6 protein-coding genes are annotated in these 16,233 nt (G+C 69.2%); 5 read left to right on the top strand and 1 reads right to left on the bottom strand.

Annotation, left to right across the window (positions count from 1 at the left end):
• Window positions 1-8: 8 nt before the first annotated feature.
• Complete coding sequence (locus CGUA_RS01950) at window positions 9-1,631, top strand: FAD-dependent oxidoreductase (RefSeq protein ID WP_290197187.1); 1,623 nt, start codon at window positions 9-11, stop codon at window positions 1,629-1,631.
• 49 nt (window positions 1,632-1,680) lie between these two features.
• Entirely contained in the window at window positions 1,681-1,941 is a 261-nt protein-coding gene (locus CGUA_RS01945) for a metal-sensitive transcriptional regulator (RefSeq protein WP_290197185.1), read from the top strand.
• Window positions 1,942-1,996: 55 nt separating this feature from the next.
• Here the strand turns inward: CGUA_RS01945 and CGUA_RS01940 are convergent, their stop codons facing one another.
• Entirely contained in the window at window positions 1,997-4,687 is a 2,691-nt protein-coding gene (locus CGUA_RS01940; RefSeq protein WP_290197183.1) for a hypothetical protein, read from the bottom strand.
• A 145-nt stretch (window positions 4,688-4,832) separates the two neighbouring features.
• On the opposite strand from CGUA_RS01940, the gene CGUA_RS01935 reads away from it, so the two are divergent.
• The 3 genes from CGUA_RS01935 to CGUA_RS01925 all read left to right on the top strand — a co-directional run bounded on the left by CGUA_RS01935 (window position 4,833) and on the right by CGUA_RS01925 (window position 16,202).
• Window positions 4,833-5,549 carry an RDD family protein gene (locus CGUA_RS01935; RefSeq protein ID WP_290197181.1) on the top strand — a complete coding sequence of 239 codons (717 nt, stop codon included), beginning with the start codon at window positions 4,833-4,835 and terminating at the stop codon, window positions 5,547-5,549.
• Window positions 5,550-5,744: 195 nt separating this feature from the next.
• The gene (locus CGUA_RS01930; RefSeq protein ID WP_290197178.1) at window positions 5,745-14,777 is read left to right on the top strand and encodes a type I polyketide synthase; all 9,033 of its coding nucleotides are present in this window, start codon (window positions 5,745-5,747) and stop codon (window positions 14,775-14,777) included.
• A 222-nt stretch (window positions 14,778-14,999) separates the two neighbouring features.
• Window positions 15,000-16,202 carry a YihY/virulence factor BrkB family protein gene (locus tag CGUA_RS01925; protein ID WP_290197176.1) on the top strand — a complete coding sequence of 401 codons (1,203 nt, stop codon included), beginning with the start codon at window positions 15,000-15,002 and terminating at the stop codon, window positions 16,200-16,202.
• The last annotated feature ends 31 nt before the right edge of the window (window positions 16,203-16,233 follow it).

Here is a 16,233-nt window from a genome sequence, read left to right as displayed (position 1 = left end):
CACCCACTATGACCACCACCGTGATTGTCGGCGGCGTCGCCGGCGGCATGTCCACCGCCACCCGCCTTCGTCGTCGTGACGAAGACATGGAGATCATCGTCGTCGAGGCTTCCGGCTACGTCTCCTTCGCCAACTGCGGCCTGCCCTACTACGTCGGTGGTGTCATCGGGGAACGCGACGAACTGCTGCTGCAGACCCCGGAATCCCTGAAGGAGCGCTTCAACCTCGACGTCCGCGTCGGCACCCGCGCCCACGACATCGACCGTGCGGCCAAGACCATCCAGCTCACCGGCCCCGAGGGCACCACCACCCAGGCCTATGACCACCTGGTGCTCTCCCCCGGCGCGTCCCCGGTCCTGCCGCCGATCGACGGCATCGAGCGGGCCTACACGCTGCGCACCGTCGAGGACGTCGACGTCATCACCGCCGCCCTTGACGGTGTGAAGAAGGCCGTCCTCATCGGCGGCGGCTTCATCGGCCTCGAGCTGGCGGAGAACCTCACCCACCGTGGCGTCGAGGTCACCGTGCTCGAGTTCTCCGACCAGATCATGGCCCCGCTGGACCCGGAGATGGCCGCCTACGTTCACCAGCATCTGGAGAAGAACGGCGTCACCGTTCTGACCGGCGCCGACACCGTCGAGATCGCGGAGGGATCGGTCACCCTGCGCGACGGGCGCGTCATCGACGCCGACATGGTCGTCGCCGCGATCGGCGTGCGTCCGGCCAGCGAGCTCGCCTCCGAGGCGGGCCTGGAGGTCGGCGAGCGCGGCGGCATCGTCGTCGACGAGTTCCAGCGCACCGCCGACCCGGCCATCTTCGCCCTGGGCGACGCCGCCGAGAAGCGCGACGCCATCACCGGTGACACCACCCTGGTCCCGCTGGCCCAGACCGCGAACCGCCACGGCCGCCTCATCGCCGACATCATCACCGGCCGCGACGTGACCTCACGGCTCACCCTGGGCACCGCCATCGTCGGCCTTTTCGGCCTGCAGGCCGCCACCGTCGGCTGGAACGAGAAGCGGGCCCGCGCCGCCGGCCGCGACATCCGCGTGGTCTCCCTGCATCCGCAGGACCACGCCGGCTACTACCCGGGCGCGTCCCAGATTCACCTCAAGTTCATCATCGACGCCGCCACCGACGCCATCCTCGGCGCCCAGGCCGTCGGCGAGGCGGGCGCGGACAAGCGCATCGACGTCATCGCCACCGCCATGCGCGGCGGCCTGACCGCCTCCGACTTGGCCGATCTGGAGCTGGCGTACGCCCCGCAGTTCGGTTCCGCGAAGGATCCGGTCAACATGGCCGGCTTCATCGCCGACAACCTCGCCAACGGCGAGAAGTCCTTTCTGCACCACGAGCTGGAGCAGGCCGTCGCCGAGGGCTGGAAGCTGGTCGACGTCCGCACGCCCGGCGAGTTCAACCGCGCCACCATCCCCGGCGCGGTCAACATTCCGCTGGACGACATCCGCGACCGCTTCGACGAGTTCGAGGGCGAGAAGGTCCTGGCGTTCTGCCGCGTCGGCCAGCGCGGGCACACTGCCGTCACCCTCCTGGAGAACAAGGGCATCGAAGCCGCCAATCTCAACGGCGGGTTCCTGACCTGGGAAGCTGCCTCCAGTGTCAACGCCGTCTAAGCTGGGTGAATACCCCACCCCCTATCCCTGTGCGGAGACGAGGAATCCAATGAAGCTTGATCCGGAAGAGATGAGGCCGGCCCTGATGCGCCTGAAGCGCGCCCGCGGCCAGCTGGACGCGGTCATTCGCATGCTGGAGGAGGGCGAGGAGTGCGAGGACATCGTCACCCAGACCTCCGCCGTCGCCACCGCCGTGCAGCGCGCGGGCTTCCTGGTGGTCTCCACCGGCATGCGCAAGTGCATGGTCGAGCAGGGGCCCGACTCCATGGACGGCCAGCGCCTGGAGAAGATGCTGCTCAAGCTCGCGTAGCCCGATAGAACGCCACGACCCCGACCCCCGTCACCGGAGGCCGGGGTCGTCGCTTTCAGCCCTCCGCCGGCTCGCCCAGATCCGCGAGCGCCTGACGGTAGGGCTCCCCGCTCGCCCGGTCCGCCTCCCGATAGATGCGCAGCAGATTGACCGCGTGGTTGTACCACATGGTCATGCCCCGGTCGCGGGCCTGCTGGGCCGCGGTCTCGATGAGCAGAGCCGCCGTGCGGTCGTCGCCGCGGGCGACGTGGATGGGCACCTGCATGGTCAGCGCCAGGAAGTGGCCCTCGGCAGAGAGGTCGATCGGAGAAATGGACGACGCCCAGCCCGCCATCTCGGCCGCGTGACGCAGGTGCTCCATGCGCACCAGCTCGCCGACGATCTGGCTGGTTTCACCGATGATGTGTCGCGTGCGGTCCTCGGCCGGGGTTGACCCGTCCTCACTGCCCTGGACCAGGTAGTCCCAGGCGTCGCGCCGGTAGTCCTCGAAGGCCTGCGGAAAGTACAGATCCATGGCGTCGTCGGTCATGAAGACGGTGGTGCGCAGCATCGCCGCGGCCATCGTGGAGCGCGGCCCCGGATGGGAGGTGAGGAAGGCGTCGCCGAGGGTGTCCATCCACCGGCGGTTGTCCTCCCACAGGTTGGCGGCCTTGGTGAACTCGCGGTTGTCCAGGAGCGCCCCGAGGGCCTGGGCGCGGGCGTCGACGGCGAGATCGACGTCCTTCGTCCTGTCCGCGACATCGATGATGGCGAAGTAGGTGCGGACCGATTCCCGGGTGTTGTTGGCGTAGCGGAAGTTGCGGGCCTTCATCGTCAGCAGGTGCAGCTGCATGTCCTCGTGGGTGGCGTCGCCGACGACCGATTCCCCGGTGAGCGCCGGATCCGTCAGGTAGGTCTGCGCCAGACTGACGGTGGCCAGCGCGTCGATGTGGGCGCTTTCCGTCTCGAGGGCCTCGGCGATGATGATCAGCTCGCTCCGCAGCTCAGGGTTGCTCAGCTCGTCCTCGGCCACCGAGGCGACGAAGGAGGCGATGCCCCGGCGCAGGGGATCCGGCTGTCGCATGCCGTTGGCGGAGAGGGAGAAGCTCTCCGCGATCTTGAGCAGAATGGCCGCGGCCCGGTTGATGCAGTAGGAGGGATCGAGCGCGAGCAGCGTCGGCAGGCCGAGGGCGGCGATCTCGACGGCGTGGCGGTCGCTGAAGACCTCCGGGCGCCGCGCCATCTGGGCCCGGACCATGCCGACGACCTCCGAGGCGCGCCCCTCCACGGGGTCGGTGATGGTGCCGTCGACGAGCCCGTCGTGCAGGGCCACCATCTCCAGCGCGCCCTGGACCCCGGTGTCCTCGTCCTCGTCCAGGAAACGGGGCACCGCGGCGACGTAGCCGTCCAGGGACGCGCCCGTCGGGTTGGCCAGATTGTGCGCGATCCTCTGGGCCTCGTCCTCCTCCCCGATCATCTGCAGGTAGTCCATGACCGTCCACGGCGAGGGCGCCTCGTCCTCGCGCAGGCGCCGCAGCCCGAGGGCGTCGACCGGCGCGGCGGCGTCGAGGCCGGTGCCGATGAAGTGCTCGGGCTTCCAGTCCGGGACCTCGTAGGGCCGGGCCAGTGAGTCGACGCGCCGGGTCGTGCCGTTGCGCTCGTCGAGCCGGGCGGCGTAATCGGTGGCGGCAGCCATGAATCCGCGCGCCAGCTCAGCGACGGTGCACTCCCCCACCTCGGCCACCGCCCGCCAGCGGGGGGCGTCGAAGCGCGGCAGCACGGTTGCCCCGGCGCCGGCCCCGGCCGCGATGCTCAGGACCCGGGCCAGCACGTCGAGCAGCTCCACCGGGTGCCGCATGTGCCCCTCGGATTCGTGGACGAGGCGGAGGGTGGCGTCGACGAGCCCGCCGGCGGCGGTGACGCAGGCGGCCTGGAGCAGGGGCTTCTGCAGCGACGGCACCCCGACGGCGTCGGTGAGCACACGGCGCACCCGGCGCAGGGTGGTGTCGGGGCTGAGATGCCTGGCCAGCGGCTCCAGGGATTCGGCGATCATCATCAGCGGCTGGGAGGTGACGTCGATCGGCGCGGCCTCCATCTCCGTGATGAGCTGGTTGGCCTGGACGAGGTCGCCCGTCTCCAGGTGCGCCATGGCGAGAATGTCGTACTCGAGGAACCAGGCCAGCGCCTCCTGGTAGGTCGCCACCCTGTCCACGTCGAGCCGGCGGCGATCCCCGATCAGCTCGAGCACCCGCTCGGGCCGATCCATCCCCTGGTAGGCGTAGATGCGCACGTTGTCGATCTCCCGCTGGGAGTCACCCCGCTCCCGCCGGTAGTTCTGGCTGATCGTGATCAGCTCCTCGATGCGGGCCGCGCTTATCGACGGCTCAAACACCGCGTCATAGGCCAGGTCCGGAATGAGCACGTCGAACCTGTCGGTCAGCACCTCGCCGTCACGGTCCGTCGGCGGGTTCGTCCCCGGCAGGGCCAGCTCGTTGGCCGGGAACGCCGCCGGATTGCGGCGGTGCTGCTCCCACAGCGAGAGGGTCGTCTCGATCGCGCGGGACCGGTCGACGTTGTGCAACGCGTACACCAGGGACAGTCGCATGCGGTAGTCGAGTTCCGACACTTCGGCGCTGGCCTCGTTGGCCGACGCCAGCTCCGCGCACAATTCGTCGACCTTCTCGACGAAGACGTCCGCGCGCATCTGGTCCTTGCGATAGGACCCGTACGCGCTAGCCCACTGCTGCTCGCATTCCATGGGGGTCATGCCTGCCACGCTACCGGGCGCCCCCCGCACCCGCAGTCAGTTTGATATAGCCTTCGGCGGGTCGCCGGAAAGGCCCTCCGGGGGTCGACGAGGCCGAGAAAACGATGCAGACTGAACGCACGACCCGACCCTGAAGGATGCCCTCATGACCAACCCGTACGAGAACCCCGACAACCAGGACCCCCGCCACCCCGACGACGCCGACCCCCGGGCCGGTTCCGGTCGCTACGGGCAGAGCCCGCAGGAACCGGGCGGTTATCCCATGTACGAGCCGCAGCCCGGCTACGGCCAAGATGGCTACGGCCAGGCCGGCTACGGGTATCCGCAGCCGCGCTACGGCTTTGATCAGCCGGGCTACGGCTACGGCGTCGCCGCCCCCACGGCTGGGGCAGGCGGCGGCCGTCGCCTGCTCGCCTACTTCATCGACGGCTTCATCATCGGTTTCGTCGTCAACGCCCTGGCCTCCATGCTGGGCGTCTTCCCGCCCGTGGACCCGGGGATGATGAACGACGGGGCCACGATGAATTCCTGGATGGACGAGATGGCCCAGACCTCCGTCACCCTCAGCCTGCTCAACACGGTTGTCTTCTATCTCTATGCCGTGTTCATGCAGACGACCGATTTTTCGACCGTCGGCAAGCGCCTGGCGGGAATACGGGTCACCGAGCTGGACGGCGGGCGACTGTCCCTGGGCACGTCGGCGAAGCGCAACGCGTGGCTGCTCGCGGGCCTGGTGCCGGCCTTCGGCGGGCTGATCGTCTTCGTCCTGGGGCTGATCATCTTCTTCCAGGCGGGCCAGGGCGACCGGACCCAGGGCCTCAACGACAGATGGGCACGGACCCGCGTCCTCAAGCGCGCCTGATACGGCCGCCCACCAGTTTCGCCCCGGCCTCGAACCCCCGACGCCGGGGCGGAATCGTTTCCCGCCAGGCCCTGTTACCGTTCCGTAATTCATGTCACAATCGAGGGTGTCGCATAGTGCGATATACGGGCCCGTAAGTTACGGTGTCGTAGTCCAAATAACTATTGACCAGAAAAGTAAAGGACGTTGCACCACATGTCTCTGACCCCGCTTCTCGCCCTGGACAAGCCGGCGCTGCTGTTCGCCGGCCAGGGCTCGCCGTGGCAGTCCGCATTGGCCGGCTCCGCCTCCAGCCACCACTCCGCCGGCCGCCTGGCCGAGGTGCTGGCTGACGCCCGCGCACTGACGGGCCCGGTCGCCCGCACCATCGCCTCCACCGTTCCGGGCGCCATGGGCCGCCTGGAGGAGCTGACTGGCCCGGATGCGCTGCCGCAGGCAGCGGACATCGACGTGTACCCGGCCGTTTCCGTACCGGGCATCGTTCTCTCCCAGATCGCTGCCGTCGACCACCTCCGTGACCTGGGCCTGGACGTCACCGACGCCATCCTGCTCGGCCACTCCCAGGGTTCGCTCGGCGTCGTCGCCGCCAAGCAGCCGACCCAGGCACTGGCCTTCGCCATCCTCATGGGCACCGCCGCCAGCCACGTCGCCGGCGCCACCGACGACCGCGCCCGCATGCTGTCGATCCGCGGACTGACCGCGAACGTCGTCGAGCAGATGATCGCCGACGTCGCCGGCGCCGAGATCGCCGTCATCAACGGCCCGCGCCACGTCGTGCTCTCCGGCGCCCCGGAGACCCTGACCGCCGCCCAGTCCCGCATCGAGAGCCTGGTCAAGGCCCACAACGAGAAGCTCGAGGAGGCCGAGTTCGGCGGCTCCGAGTGGACCCCGCAGTTCGACGTCCTCGCCGTGGCCTACCCCTTCCACCACTCCGGCAACCAGGCGGCCGCCGACCTGGCCGTCGAGTGGGCCGACAAGTGCGGCGTCTCCTTCGAGGGCGTCACCGCCCGCGAGCTGGCCGACGCCATCCTGGTCGAGCAGCACGACTGGCCGGCGCAGGTCGCCAAGCTGCAGGAGAACGGCGTCACCCACGCCCTCTCCCTGGACGGCTCCCTGACCCGCATGTCCGAGCGTCTGCTCGCCGGCACCGGCATCGCCGTCGTCCCGGCGGGCACCGAGGCCGAGCGCGACGCCCTGGCCACCCCGGGCACCGAGCTGCCGACCGCCACCGACTACGCGGACTTCGCCCCGCGCCTGGTGTCCCTGCCGGACGGCAAGACCTACACCCAGACCCGCTTCTCCACCGTGACGGGCATGTCCCCGATCATGCTGGGCGGCATGACCCCGTCGACCGCCGACTCCGAGATCGTCGCGGCCGCAGCCAACGCCGGCTACTGGACCGAGCTCGCCGGCGGCGGCATGTTCTCCGACGAGGTCTTCACGGCCCACAAGGAGGAGCTCGAGTCGAAGCTTGAGCCGGGTCGCATGGCCCAGTTCAACACCATGTTCTTCGACCGTTTCCTGTGGAACCTGCACTTCGGTCAGGCCCGCATCGTGCCGAAGGCCCGCAACGCCGGCGCCCCGTTCAACGGCGTGACCATCTCCGCCGGCATCCCGGAGCCGGATGAGGCCAAGGAGCTCCTCGCCCAGCTGCACAAGGACGGCTTCCCGTACATCGCGTTCAAGCCGGGCACCACCAAGCAGATCCGCGACACCCTGAAGATCGCCGCCGTCGATCCGGAGTCGAGCATCATCATGATGGTCGAGGACGGTCACGCGGGCGGCCACCACTCCTGGACCGACCTCGATGACATGCTCATCGACACCTACGCCGAGATCCGTCAGTACCCGAACGTGCTGCTGACCGTCGGCGGCGGCATCTACTCCCCGGAGGTGGCCGCCACCTACATCACCGGTACCTGGTCCGAGAAGTACGGCCTGCCGAAGATGCCGGTCGACGCCGTGTTCCTGGGCACCGTGGCCATGGCCACCAAGGAGGCCAAGGCCACCGATTCCGTCAAGGATCTGCTGGTCAACACCCCGGGCATCTCCCGCGACGACAACAACGGCTGGGTCGCCCGCGGCACCGGCCGTCACGGCGTCGCCTCCTCGCAGTCGCACCTGCTGGCCGACATCCACGACCTGGACAACTCCTTCGCGGCCGCGTCCCGTCTGATCACCTCGATGCCCTTCGAGGAGTACGACGCCCGCCGCGACGAGATCATCGCCGCCCTGGCCAAGACCTCCAAGCCCTACTTCGGCGACGTCGAGACCATGACCTACGCCGAGTGGGTCAACAAGTTCGTCGAGCTGGCCCACCCGTTCATCGACCCGACCTGGGACGACCGCTTCCTCGACCTGCTCAACCGCGTCGAGGCCCGTCTCAGCGACGCCGACCACGGCCAGATCGAGACCCTCTTCCCGGACGTGGAGTCCATCGCCGACGCCCCGGCTGCCGCCAAGAAGCTTCTCGACGCCTACCCGGGGGCCCACGACACGCTGGTCAGCCCGCGTGACGCCGCCTGGTGGATCTCCCTGAACCGCAAGCACGTCAAGCCGATGCCGTGGGTTCCGGCCATCGACGGCGACCTCAAGGTCTGGTTCGGCAAGGACACCCTCTGGCAGGCCCAGGACGAGCGCTACACCGCCGACCAGGTCCGCATCATCCCCGGCCCGATGGCCGTCGCCGGCATCACCAAGAAGAACGAGCCGGTCGCCGACCTGCTGGCCCGCTTCGAGGACGGCACCACGGAAGCGCTGCGCGCCTCCGGCGCCGAGCCGGAAACCCAGTTCTCCCGTCTCGCCGACGCCCAGTCCGAGGCCGAGTTCATCAAGGCCGCCCCGACCATCCAGTGGCACGGCCACTTCATGGCCAACCCGGCCTACGAGATGGACGAGGACGCCTACGACCTGATCCAGGACGAGCAGGGCCGCTGGTCCATCCGCATCAACGCCGACTCCTACTGGGACGACCTCCCGGAGGAGCAGCGCCCGTTCTACGTCAAGGAAGTCACCGTTCCGCTCGACCTCTCCGAGGCCGTCGCCACCGGTGGTTCCCCGGTCGTCTCCGACGAGCGCCTGCCCGACTCTGTCTTCGCCCTCCTCGAGGGCCTGGCCGGTGTCGGCTCCACCTCCGAGAACGGCGACTACATCGCCGAGATGCCGCAGATCATCCCGGGCTCCGAGTCCGAGGACGCGCCGTTCGGCGTCGCCAAGTACTCCTTCACCTTCGCACCGTCGCTGCTCAACGCCCACACCGCCGTCACCGGTGCCGCCCTGGGCACCGTTGAGCCGGGCACCCCGGACGTCCTGGTCGGCCCCTGCTGGCCGGCCATCTACACCGCGCTGGGCTCCGGCAAGCTCGAGTCCGGTTACCCGGTCATCGAGGGTCTGCTCAACGCCGTCCACCTCAACCACGTCGTCGACGTCCTGGTCCCGCTCGAGGAGCTGGCCGACGGCCGCACCATCGACGTCACCTCCAAGTGCACCGCCATCGACGAGTCCGTCTCCGGCCGCATCGTGACCGTCGAGCTCGAGCTCTTCGACCGCGAGTCCGGCGACCTGGTCGCGACCCAGATGCAGCGCTTCGCCATCCGTGGCCGCGCCACCGGCACCGATCTGCCGACCCCGGCTCCGGAGTTCGGCGGCGGCAAGTCCGCCGACAAGATCGAGGCCACCCCGCGTTCCTTCGTCGACCGCGCCACCGTCACCGCCCCGTCCGACATGACCCCGTTCGCGCTGGTCTCCGGTGACTACAACCCGATCCACTCCTCCTACAACTCCGCCCAGCTGGTCAACCTGGAGGCGCCGCTGGTGCACGGCATGTGGCTGTCCGCCACCGCCCAGCACCTGGCCGGCAAGCACGGCACTGTCGTCGGCTGGACCTACTCCATGTACGGCATGGTGCAGCTCAACGACAAGGTCGAGATCACCGTCGAGCGGGTGGGCCGCAAGGGCATCCACAAGGCCTTCGAGGTCACCTGCCGCATCAACGGCGAGGTCGTCTCCGTCGGCCAGGCCCTCATGGCCCAGCCGAAGACCGCCTACGTCTACCCGGGCCAGGGCATCCAGGCCGAGGGCATGGGCGCCGGCGACCGCAGCGCCTCCGCCGCGGCCCGCGAAATCTGGAACCGCGCGGACACCCACACCCGCGAGAAGCTGGGCTTCTCCATCCGTCAGATCGTCGACGAGAACCCGACGGAGATCACCGTCCGCGGTGAGACCTTCAAGCACCCGCAGGGCGTCCTGCACCTGACCCAGTTCACCCAGGTCGCCCTCGCCGTCGTCGCCTACGCCCAGACCGAGCGTCTGCGCGAGGCCGACGCACTGGCGTCGGGAAGCATGTACGCGGGCCACTCCCTCGGCGAGTACACCGCCCTGGCCTCCCTGGCGAACATCTTCGACCTCGAGGCCGTCATCGACGTCGTCTACTCCCGTGGCTCCGCCATGGGCACCCTCGTCCCGCGTGACGAGGACGGCAACTCCGAGTACGCCATGGCCGCGCTGCGTCCGAACATGATCGGCGTCTCCGCCGACGACGTCGAGGACTACGTCACCGCCGTCGCCGACGAGACCGGCGAGTTCCTGCAGATCGTCAACTACAACATCGCAGGCCAGCAGTACTCCATCGCCGGCACCAAGAAGGGTCTCAAGGCCCTCAAGGCCAAGACCGACCCGATCAACCCCCGCGCCTACGTCACGGTTCCGGGTATCGACGTCCCGTTCCACTCCTCCGTCCTGCGCCCGGGCGTCGCCGACTTCGCCAAGAAGCTCGACGAGCTCCTGCCGGCCGAGCTGGATCTGGACGCGCTGGTCGGCCGCTACGTGCCGAACCTGGTCGCCCGCCCGTTCGAGCTGACCGACGACTTCATCGACTCCATCCGCGAGGTCGCCCCGACCGAGCGTCTGGCAGGCAAGAAGGTCGCCGACTTCGCCACCGACAACGAGCTGGCCCGCGTCCTCATCATCGAGCTGCTGTCCTGGCAGTTCGCCTCCCCGGTCCGCTGGATCGAGACCCAGCAGGTCCTGTTCGACAACGTCGAGCAGATCATCGAGGTCGGCCTGGCCGCCTCCCCGACCCAGGCGAACATGGCCAAGCGCTCGCTCGCCATCGAGGGCCTGGACATGCCGGTCTTCAACGTCGAGCGCGACCAGGACGTGGTCATGCTCTCCGAGGTCGTCGAGGCTCCGCTCGTGGAGGAGCCGACCGAGGCCGCTTCCGAGTCCGAGGCACCGGCCGCACCGGCCGCCGCTGAGGAAGCCCCGGCCGCCGCCGAGGCCGCCCCGGCTCCGGCAGCCCCCGCCGCCACCGGCGGTGGCTCCGGCGCGGACGCCCCGGACCTGCCGTTCACGGCCGCCGAGGCGATCATGGTCCTGTTCGCCTTCCAGAACAAGATCCGCATGGAGCAGATTAACGACTCCGACACCGTCGAGGAGCTCACCAACGGCGTCTCCTCCCGCCGTAACCAGCTGCTGATGGACATGTCCGCCGAGATCGGCGTGCCGGCCATCGACGGCGCCGCCGACTCCGACGTCGCCACCCTGCGCGAGCGCGTCAAGACCGCGGCCCCGGGCTACTCCCCGTTCGGTTCCGTCCTCACCGAAGCCGTCACCACCCGCCTGCGTCAGCTGATGGGCGCCTCCGGTTACAAGCCGGCCCACGTCGGCGAGCGCGTCACCGGCGCCTGGTCCCTGCCGGCCTCCTGGGTCGGTCACGTCGAGTCCGAGATTCTCCTCGGTTCCCGTGAGGAGGACTCTGTCCGCGGTGGCTCCCTGTCCACCCTGGCCACCTCCGCATCCTCCAAGGCCGACGTCGATGCCCTCATCGACGCCGCCGTCGGCAACGTCGCCTCCCGCAACGGCGTCTCCGTCTCCCTCAACGCAGGTGGCGGCGCCGGCGGCGCCGGTGGAGTCGTCGACTCCGCCGCGCTGACCGCCTACGCTGATTCCGTCACCGGCGAGAACGGCGTCCTGGCCACCGCCGCCCGCGCAGTCCTCGACCAGCTGGGCCTGACCCCGGCACCGGTCGAGAACGAGCCGGTCGACACCACCGTCGTCGAGGCCGTCGAGGCCGAGCTGGGCGCCAACTGGGTCAAGCTCGTCACCCCGTCCTTCGACGCCAAGAAGGCCGTGCTCTTCGACGACCGCTGGGCCACCGCCCGTGAGGACCTGGCTCGTGTCGCCCTCGGCGAGATCGAGCTCGGCGCCGAGCGTTTCACCGGCACCGGCGAAACCGTCGCCAAGCAGGCTGACTGGTGGGCCTCCAACGGCGGCAAGGGTGACCTCAAGGCCATCGCCGAGGCCGCCCGCGCCGAGTTCGTCGGCGAGTACGCCGGCGACGTCGCTCTGGTCACCGGTGCCGCACCGGGCTCCATCGCGACCGCACTGGTCGAGCGTCTGCTCGAGGGCGGCGCCACGGTCATCATGACCGCGTCCCGCGTCTCCCAGGCGCGCAAGGAGTTCGCCCGCCAGATCTTCGCCGAGCACGGTACCCCGGGCTCCGCGCTGTGGCTGGTCCAGGCGAACCTGAGCTCCTACCGCGACATCGATTCCCTCATCGACTGGATCGGCACCGAGCAGCGTGAGTCCGTCGGCGCCGACGTCAAGGTCACCAAGCCGGCCCTGACGCCGACCCTGGCCTTCCCCTTCGCCGCTCCGTCCGTCTCCGGCTCGCTCGCCGACGCCGGCCCGGCCGCCGAGAACCAGACCCGTCTGCTGCTCTGGTCCGTCGAGCGCACCATCGCCGGCCTGTCCGAGCTCGCTCAGAAGGCCGTCGACACCCGTGCCCACGTCATCCTGCCGGGTTCCCCGAACCGCGGCATGTTCGGTGGCGACGGCGCCTACGCCGAGGTCAAGTCCGCGCTGGACGCCATCCTGGCCAAGTGGTCCTCCGAGGCCGGCTGGCCGAAGGGCGTCACCCTGGCCCAGGCCAAGATCGGCTGGGTCGCCGGCACCAACCTGATGGGCGGCAACGACGCCATCATCCCGGCCGCCGAGAAGGCCGGAATCCACGTCTGGACCCCGGAGGAGATCTCCTCCGAGCTCATGGACCTGGCCTCCGCCGAGACCCGCGTGAAGGCCGCACAGGCCCCCGTCGAGAAGGATCTGACCGGTGGTCTGGGCGAGTCCGCCATCTCCATCACCGAGCTGGCCGAGCAGGCCGCCGCCGAGGCCGCCGAGGGTGCCCGTTCCGAGGCCGCCGGCGCTGAGGCCGCGACCGCCCCGGCCACCATCACCGCGCTGCCGAACCTCTACAACCCGACCCAGATCGGTGAGGGTGTCGAGGTCGGTGACGTCACCCGCGACCTCGAGGACATGATCGTCATCGCCGGCGTCGGCGAGGTCTCCTCCTGGGGCTCCGGCCGCACCCGCTTCGAGGCCGAGTACGGCATCCAGCGCGACGGTTCCGTCGAGCTGACCGCCGCCGGCGTCCTCGAGCTGGCCTGGATGATGGGCCTGGTGGAGTGGAACGAGGATCCGCAGCCGGGCTGGTACGACGCCGACGGCACCGCCATCGCCGAAGAGGACATCTACGACCGCTTCCGCGACGAGGTCGTGGCCCGCTCCGGCATCCGCACCCTGACCGACAAGTACCACATGGTCGACCAGGGTTCGATGGACCTGACTAAGGTCTTCCTGGACCGCGACATCACGTTCACCGTCGCGTCCGAGGCCGAGGCCCAGGACGTCGTCGAGGCTGACCCGGACTTCACCGAGGCCCACGAGGTCGAGGGCGAGTGGGTCGTCACCCGCAAGCAGGGCGCCACCGCCCACGTGCCGCGCAAGGCGACCCTGACCCGCACCGTCGCGGGCCAGATGCCGGACGACTTCGACCCGGCAAAGTGGGGCATCCCGGAGCACATGGTCGACTCCCTCGACCGGATGGCCACCTGGAACCTGGTCACGGCCGTCGACGCGTTCATCAACGCCGGCTTCTCCCCGACCGAGCTGCTGCAGAACATCCACCCGCTGGACGTCGCGACCACCCAGGGCACCGGCATCGGCGGCATGGAATCCCTGCACAAGGTCTTCGTCACCCGCTTCCTCGGTGAGGAGCGTCCGTCGGACATCCTGCAGGAGGCCCTGCCGAACGTCGTCGCCGCGCACACCATGCAGTCCCTGCTCGGTGGCTACGGCTCGATGATTCACCCGATCGGCGCCTGCGCGACCGCGGCCGTCTCCATCGAGGAGGCCGCCGACAAGATCACGCTGGGCAAGGCTGACTTCGTCATCGCCGGCGGCATCGACGACGTCCAGGTCGAGTCCCTGGCCGGCTTCGGCGACATGAACGCCACCGCCGAGACCAAGACCATGACCGACAAGGGCATCGACCCGCGCTTCATCTCCCGCGCGAACGACCGTCGTCGCGGCGGCTTCCTCGAGGCTGAGGGCGGCGGCACCGTGCTGCTGGTCCGTGGCTCCGTCGCCGCCGACATGGGCTTGCCGGTCCTCGGCGTCCTGGCACACGCTGCCTCCTACGGCGACGGTGCGCACACCTCCATCCCGGCTCCGGGCCTGGGTGTGCTGGGCTCCGCCCGCGGCGGCGCCAACTCCACGGTCGCCCGTTCGCTGAAGGCCCTGGGTCTGACCCCGGACGACGTGACGGTCCTGTCCAAGCACGACACCTCCACCAACGCCAACGACCCGAACGAGGCGGAGCTGCACTCCCTCCTGTGGCCGGCCGTCGGTCGCGACGAGGACGCCCCGCTGTTCGTCATCTCGCAGAAGTCGCTGACGGGCCACTCCAAGGCCGGTGCCGCGCTCTTCCAGACCGGTGGCATCATGGACGTGTTCCGCACCGGGCGTCTGCCGCAGAACGCCTCGCTGGACTGCGTTGACCCGCTGATTCAGCCGAAGGCCAAGAACCTGGTCTGGCTGAAGGCCCCGCTGGAGGTCGGCACCGTCAAGGCCGCCGCGCTCACCTCCCTGGGCTTCGGTCACGTCGGCGCCCTGGTCGTCTACGCGCACCCGGCCTCCTTCGAGGCTGCCGTGCGCGACCAGCGTGGCGAGCAGTCCCTGGCCGACTGGCGCAAGAAGGCCACCCAGCGTCTGCGTGCGGGCGTCGCCCACATGCAGGCCGGCATGATCGGTCGCGCCCCGCTCTTCGAGCAGGTCGAGAACCGCCGCTTCCCGGAGCAGGGTGCCCACGAGGCTGAGATCAACCTGCTGCTCAACGGCGACGTCCGTCTGGGTGCAGACGGCGTCTACCCGGCCGCTCCGCAGGAGTAGGCCCGAGTAGGTAGCTGACACACGGCGCCGCCCGTCCCTGAGAGATCAGGGGCGGGCGGCGCCGTTGTCGTGTGCGGGACCGGCGAGGTTTGTGGTCCTGCACGTCGCGGTCGGGGTCCGTTCCTGCCTCGGCCAGCCCGCGTCGACGCGCGAAGATTTCTAGGATGGTAACCACCCAGACGCATTCATCGACGGTTATGTGTGCAAGGAAAGGACACCATCATGGCGTTAGAGGAAAAGATCGACGAAACCCTGGCGGCCGCGGACGCCCCCGCCCCCGACAGCGGCAAGAAACCCGACTCCCCGCCCAGGCTCAGCGGCGCCAGCTGGAAGTACGCCGCCAAGCGGTCCGTGCGGGAATTTCTCTCCGACGGCGGGACCGACCTGGCCGCCATGCTCACCTACTTCACCGTCCTGTCGCTGGCGCCGTCGACGCTGGCGGTGTTCTCCATCATCAGCCTGGTCCTGGCGAACAACGCCGACGCCGTGACCGTCCTGGCGGAGGACTTCACCGCCGCCTACATCCCGGCGGATTACCAGGGACTCGTCCTCGATCTGATCGACACCGTCACCGTCTCCACCACCGGCGGGATCCTCGCCCTGATCATCGGCGTGGCCACCGCGTTATGGTCGGCCTCGGCTTACGTCAAGGCATTCTCCCGCAGCGCCAACACCATCTACGAACGGGCGGAGGGCCGGGGAATAATCAAGCTCACCGGCACCATGCTCGTCACCACCCTGGCGTTGCTGCTGGGAATCGTGCTCATCCTCATTTCCCTGATCATCAATGAGACCGTGGTGACCGGTCTGCTCGGTCCCGTCGCGGGATCCCTCGGCCTGACGGGGGTCCTCGACTTCCTCATGGGGACTTTCCTGCCCGTGTGGACGTGGGTGAAATGGCCGGTCATCCTGGCACTGCTCATCGGCCTCGTCGCCATGCTCTACTACTACACGCCCAATGTCCGCCAGCCGAAGTTCCGCTGGGTCAGCATCGGCTCGATCATCGCGATCCTCGGCATCATCCTGGCCGCAGGCCTGCTGTACCTCTACTTCGCGTACGTCGGCGGGTACAGCTCATACGGGACCGTCGGCGGCGTCATGGCCCTGCTGTTCACCCTGTGGGTGTTCAACATCGTCCTGCTGCTCGGCCTGGAGATCGACGCCGAGGTCGAGCGCGCCCGCCAGCTTCAGGGTGACATCGCGGCCGAAGACAACATTCAGCTGCCCCCGCGCGACACCGCACAGGTGGAGAAACAGCGGAAGGTACGGGAGAGACTGACCTCCGAGGGACGCGAGCTTCGCGCCGCCCACAACCGGGCCGGCCGCCACGACGACTCCGACGAGGTGGAGGGTAACCGGGATCCCGCGGCGCCCGACGACGACGGCGGGGACGCCTCCGGAAGCACCGCCTACCGGCCGGAATGACCCGGGGCCCGCGATCGTCATGGACGATCCG

It is taken from the genome of Corynebacterium guangdongense (genome assembly GCF_030408915.1).
GTDB classification, from domain to species: domain Bacteria; phylum Actinomycetota; class Actinomycetes; order Mycobacteriales; family Mycobacteriaceae; genus Corynebacterium; species Corynebacterium guangdongense.
This window is presented reverse-complemented; position numbering and strand designations above follow the sequence as displayed.

What these genes read in the sequence shown, in the direction of transcription:
- CGUA_RS01950 (WP_290197187.1), top strand. Translation starts at nt 9, where the DNA reads ATGACCACCACCGTGATTGTCGGCGGCGTCGCCGGCGGCATGTCCACC.
- CGUA_RS01945 (WP_290197185.1), top strand. Translation starts at nt 1,681, where the DNA reads ATGAAGCTTGATCCGGAAGAGATGAGGCCGGCCCTGATGCGCCTGAAG.
- CGUA_RS01940 (WP_290197183.1), bottom strand. Translation starts at nt 4,687, where the DNA reads ATGACCCCCATGGAATGCGAGCAGCAGTGGGCTAGCGCGTACGGGTCC.
- CGUA_RS01935 (WP_290197181.1), top strand. Translation starts at nt 4,833, where the DNA reads ATGACCAACCCGTACGAGAACCCCGACAACCAGGACCCCCGCCACCCC.
- CGUA_RS01930 (WP_290197178.1), top strand. Translation starts at nt 5,745, where the DNA reads ATGTCTCTGACCCCGCTTCTCGCCCTGGACAAGCCGGCGCTGCTGTTC.
- CGUA_RS01925 (WP_290197176.1), top strand. Translation starts at nt 15,000, where the DNA reads ATGGCGTTAGAGGAAAAGATCGACGAAACCCTGGCGGCCGCGGACGCC.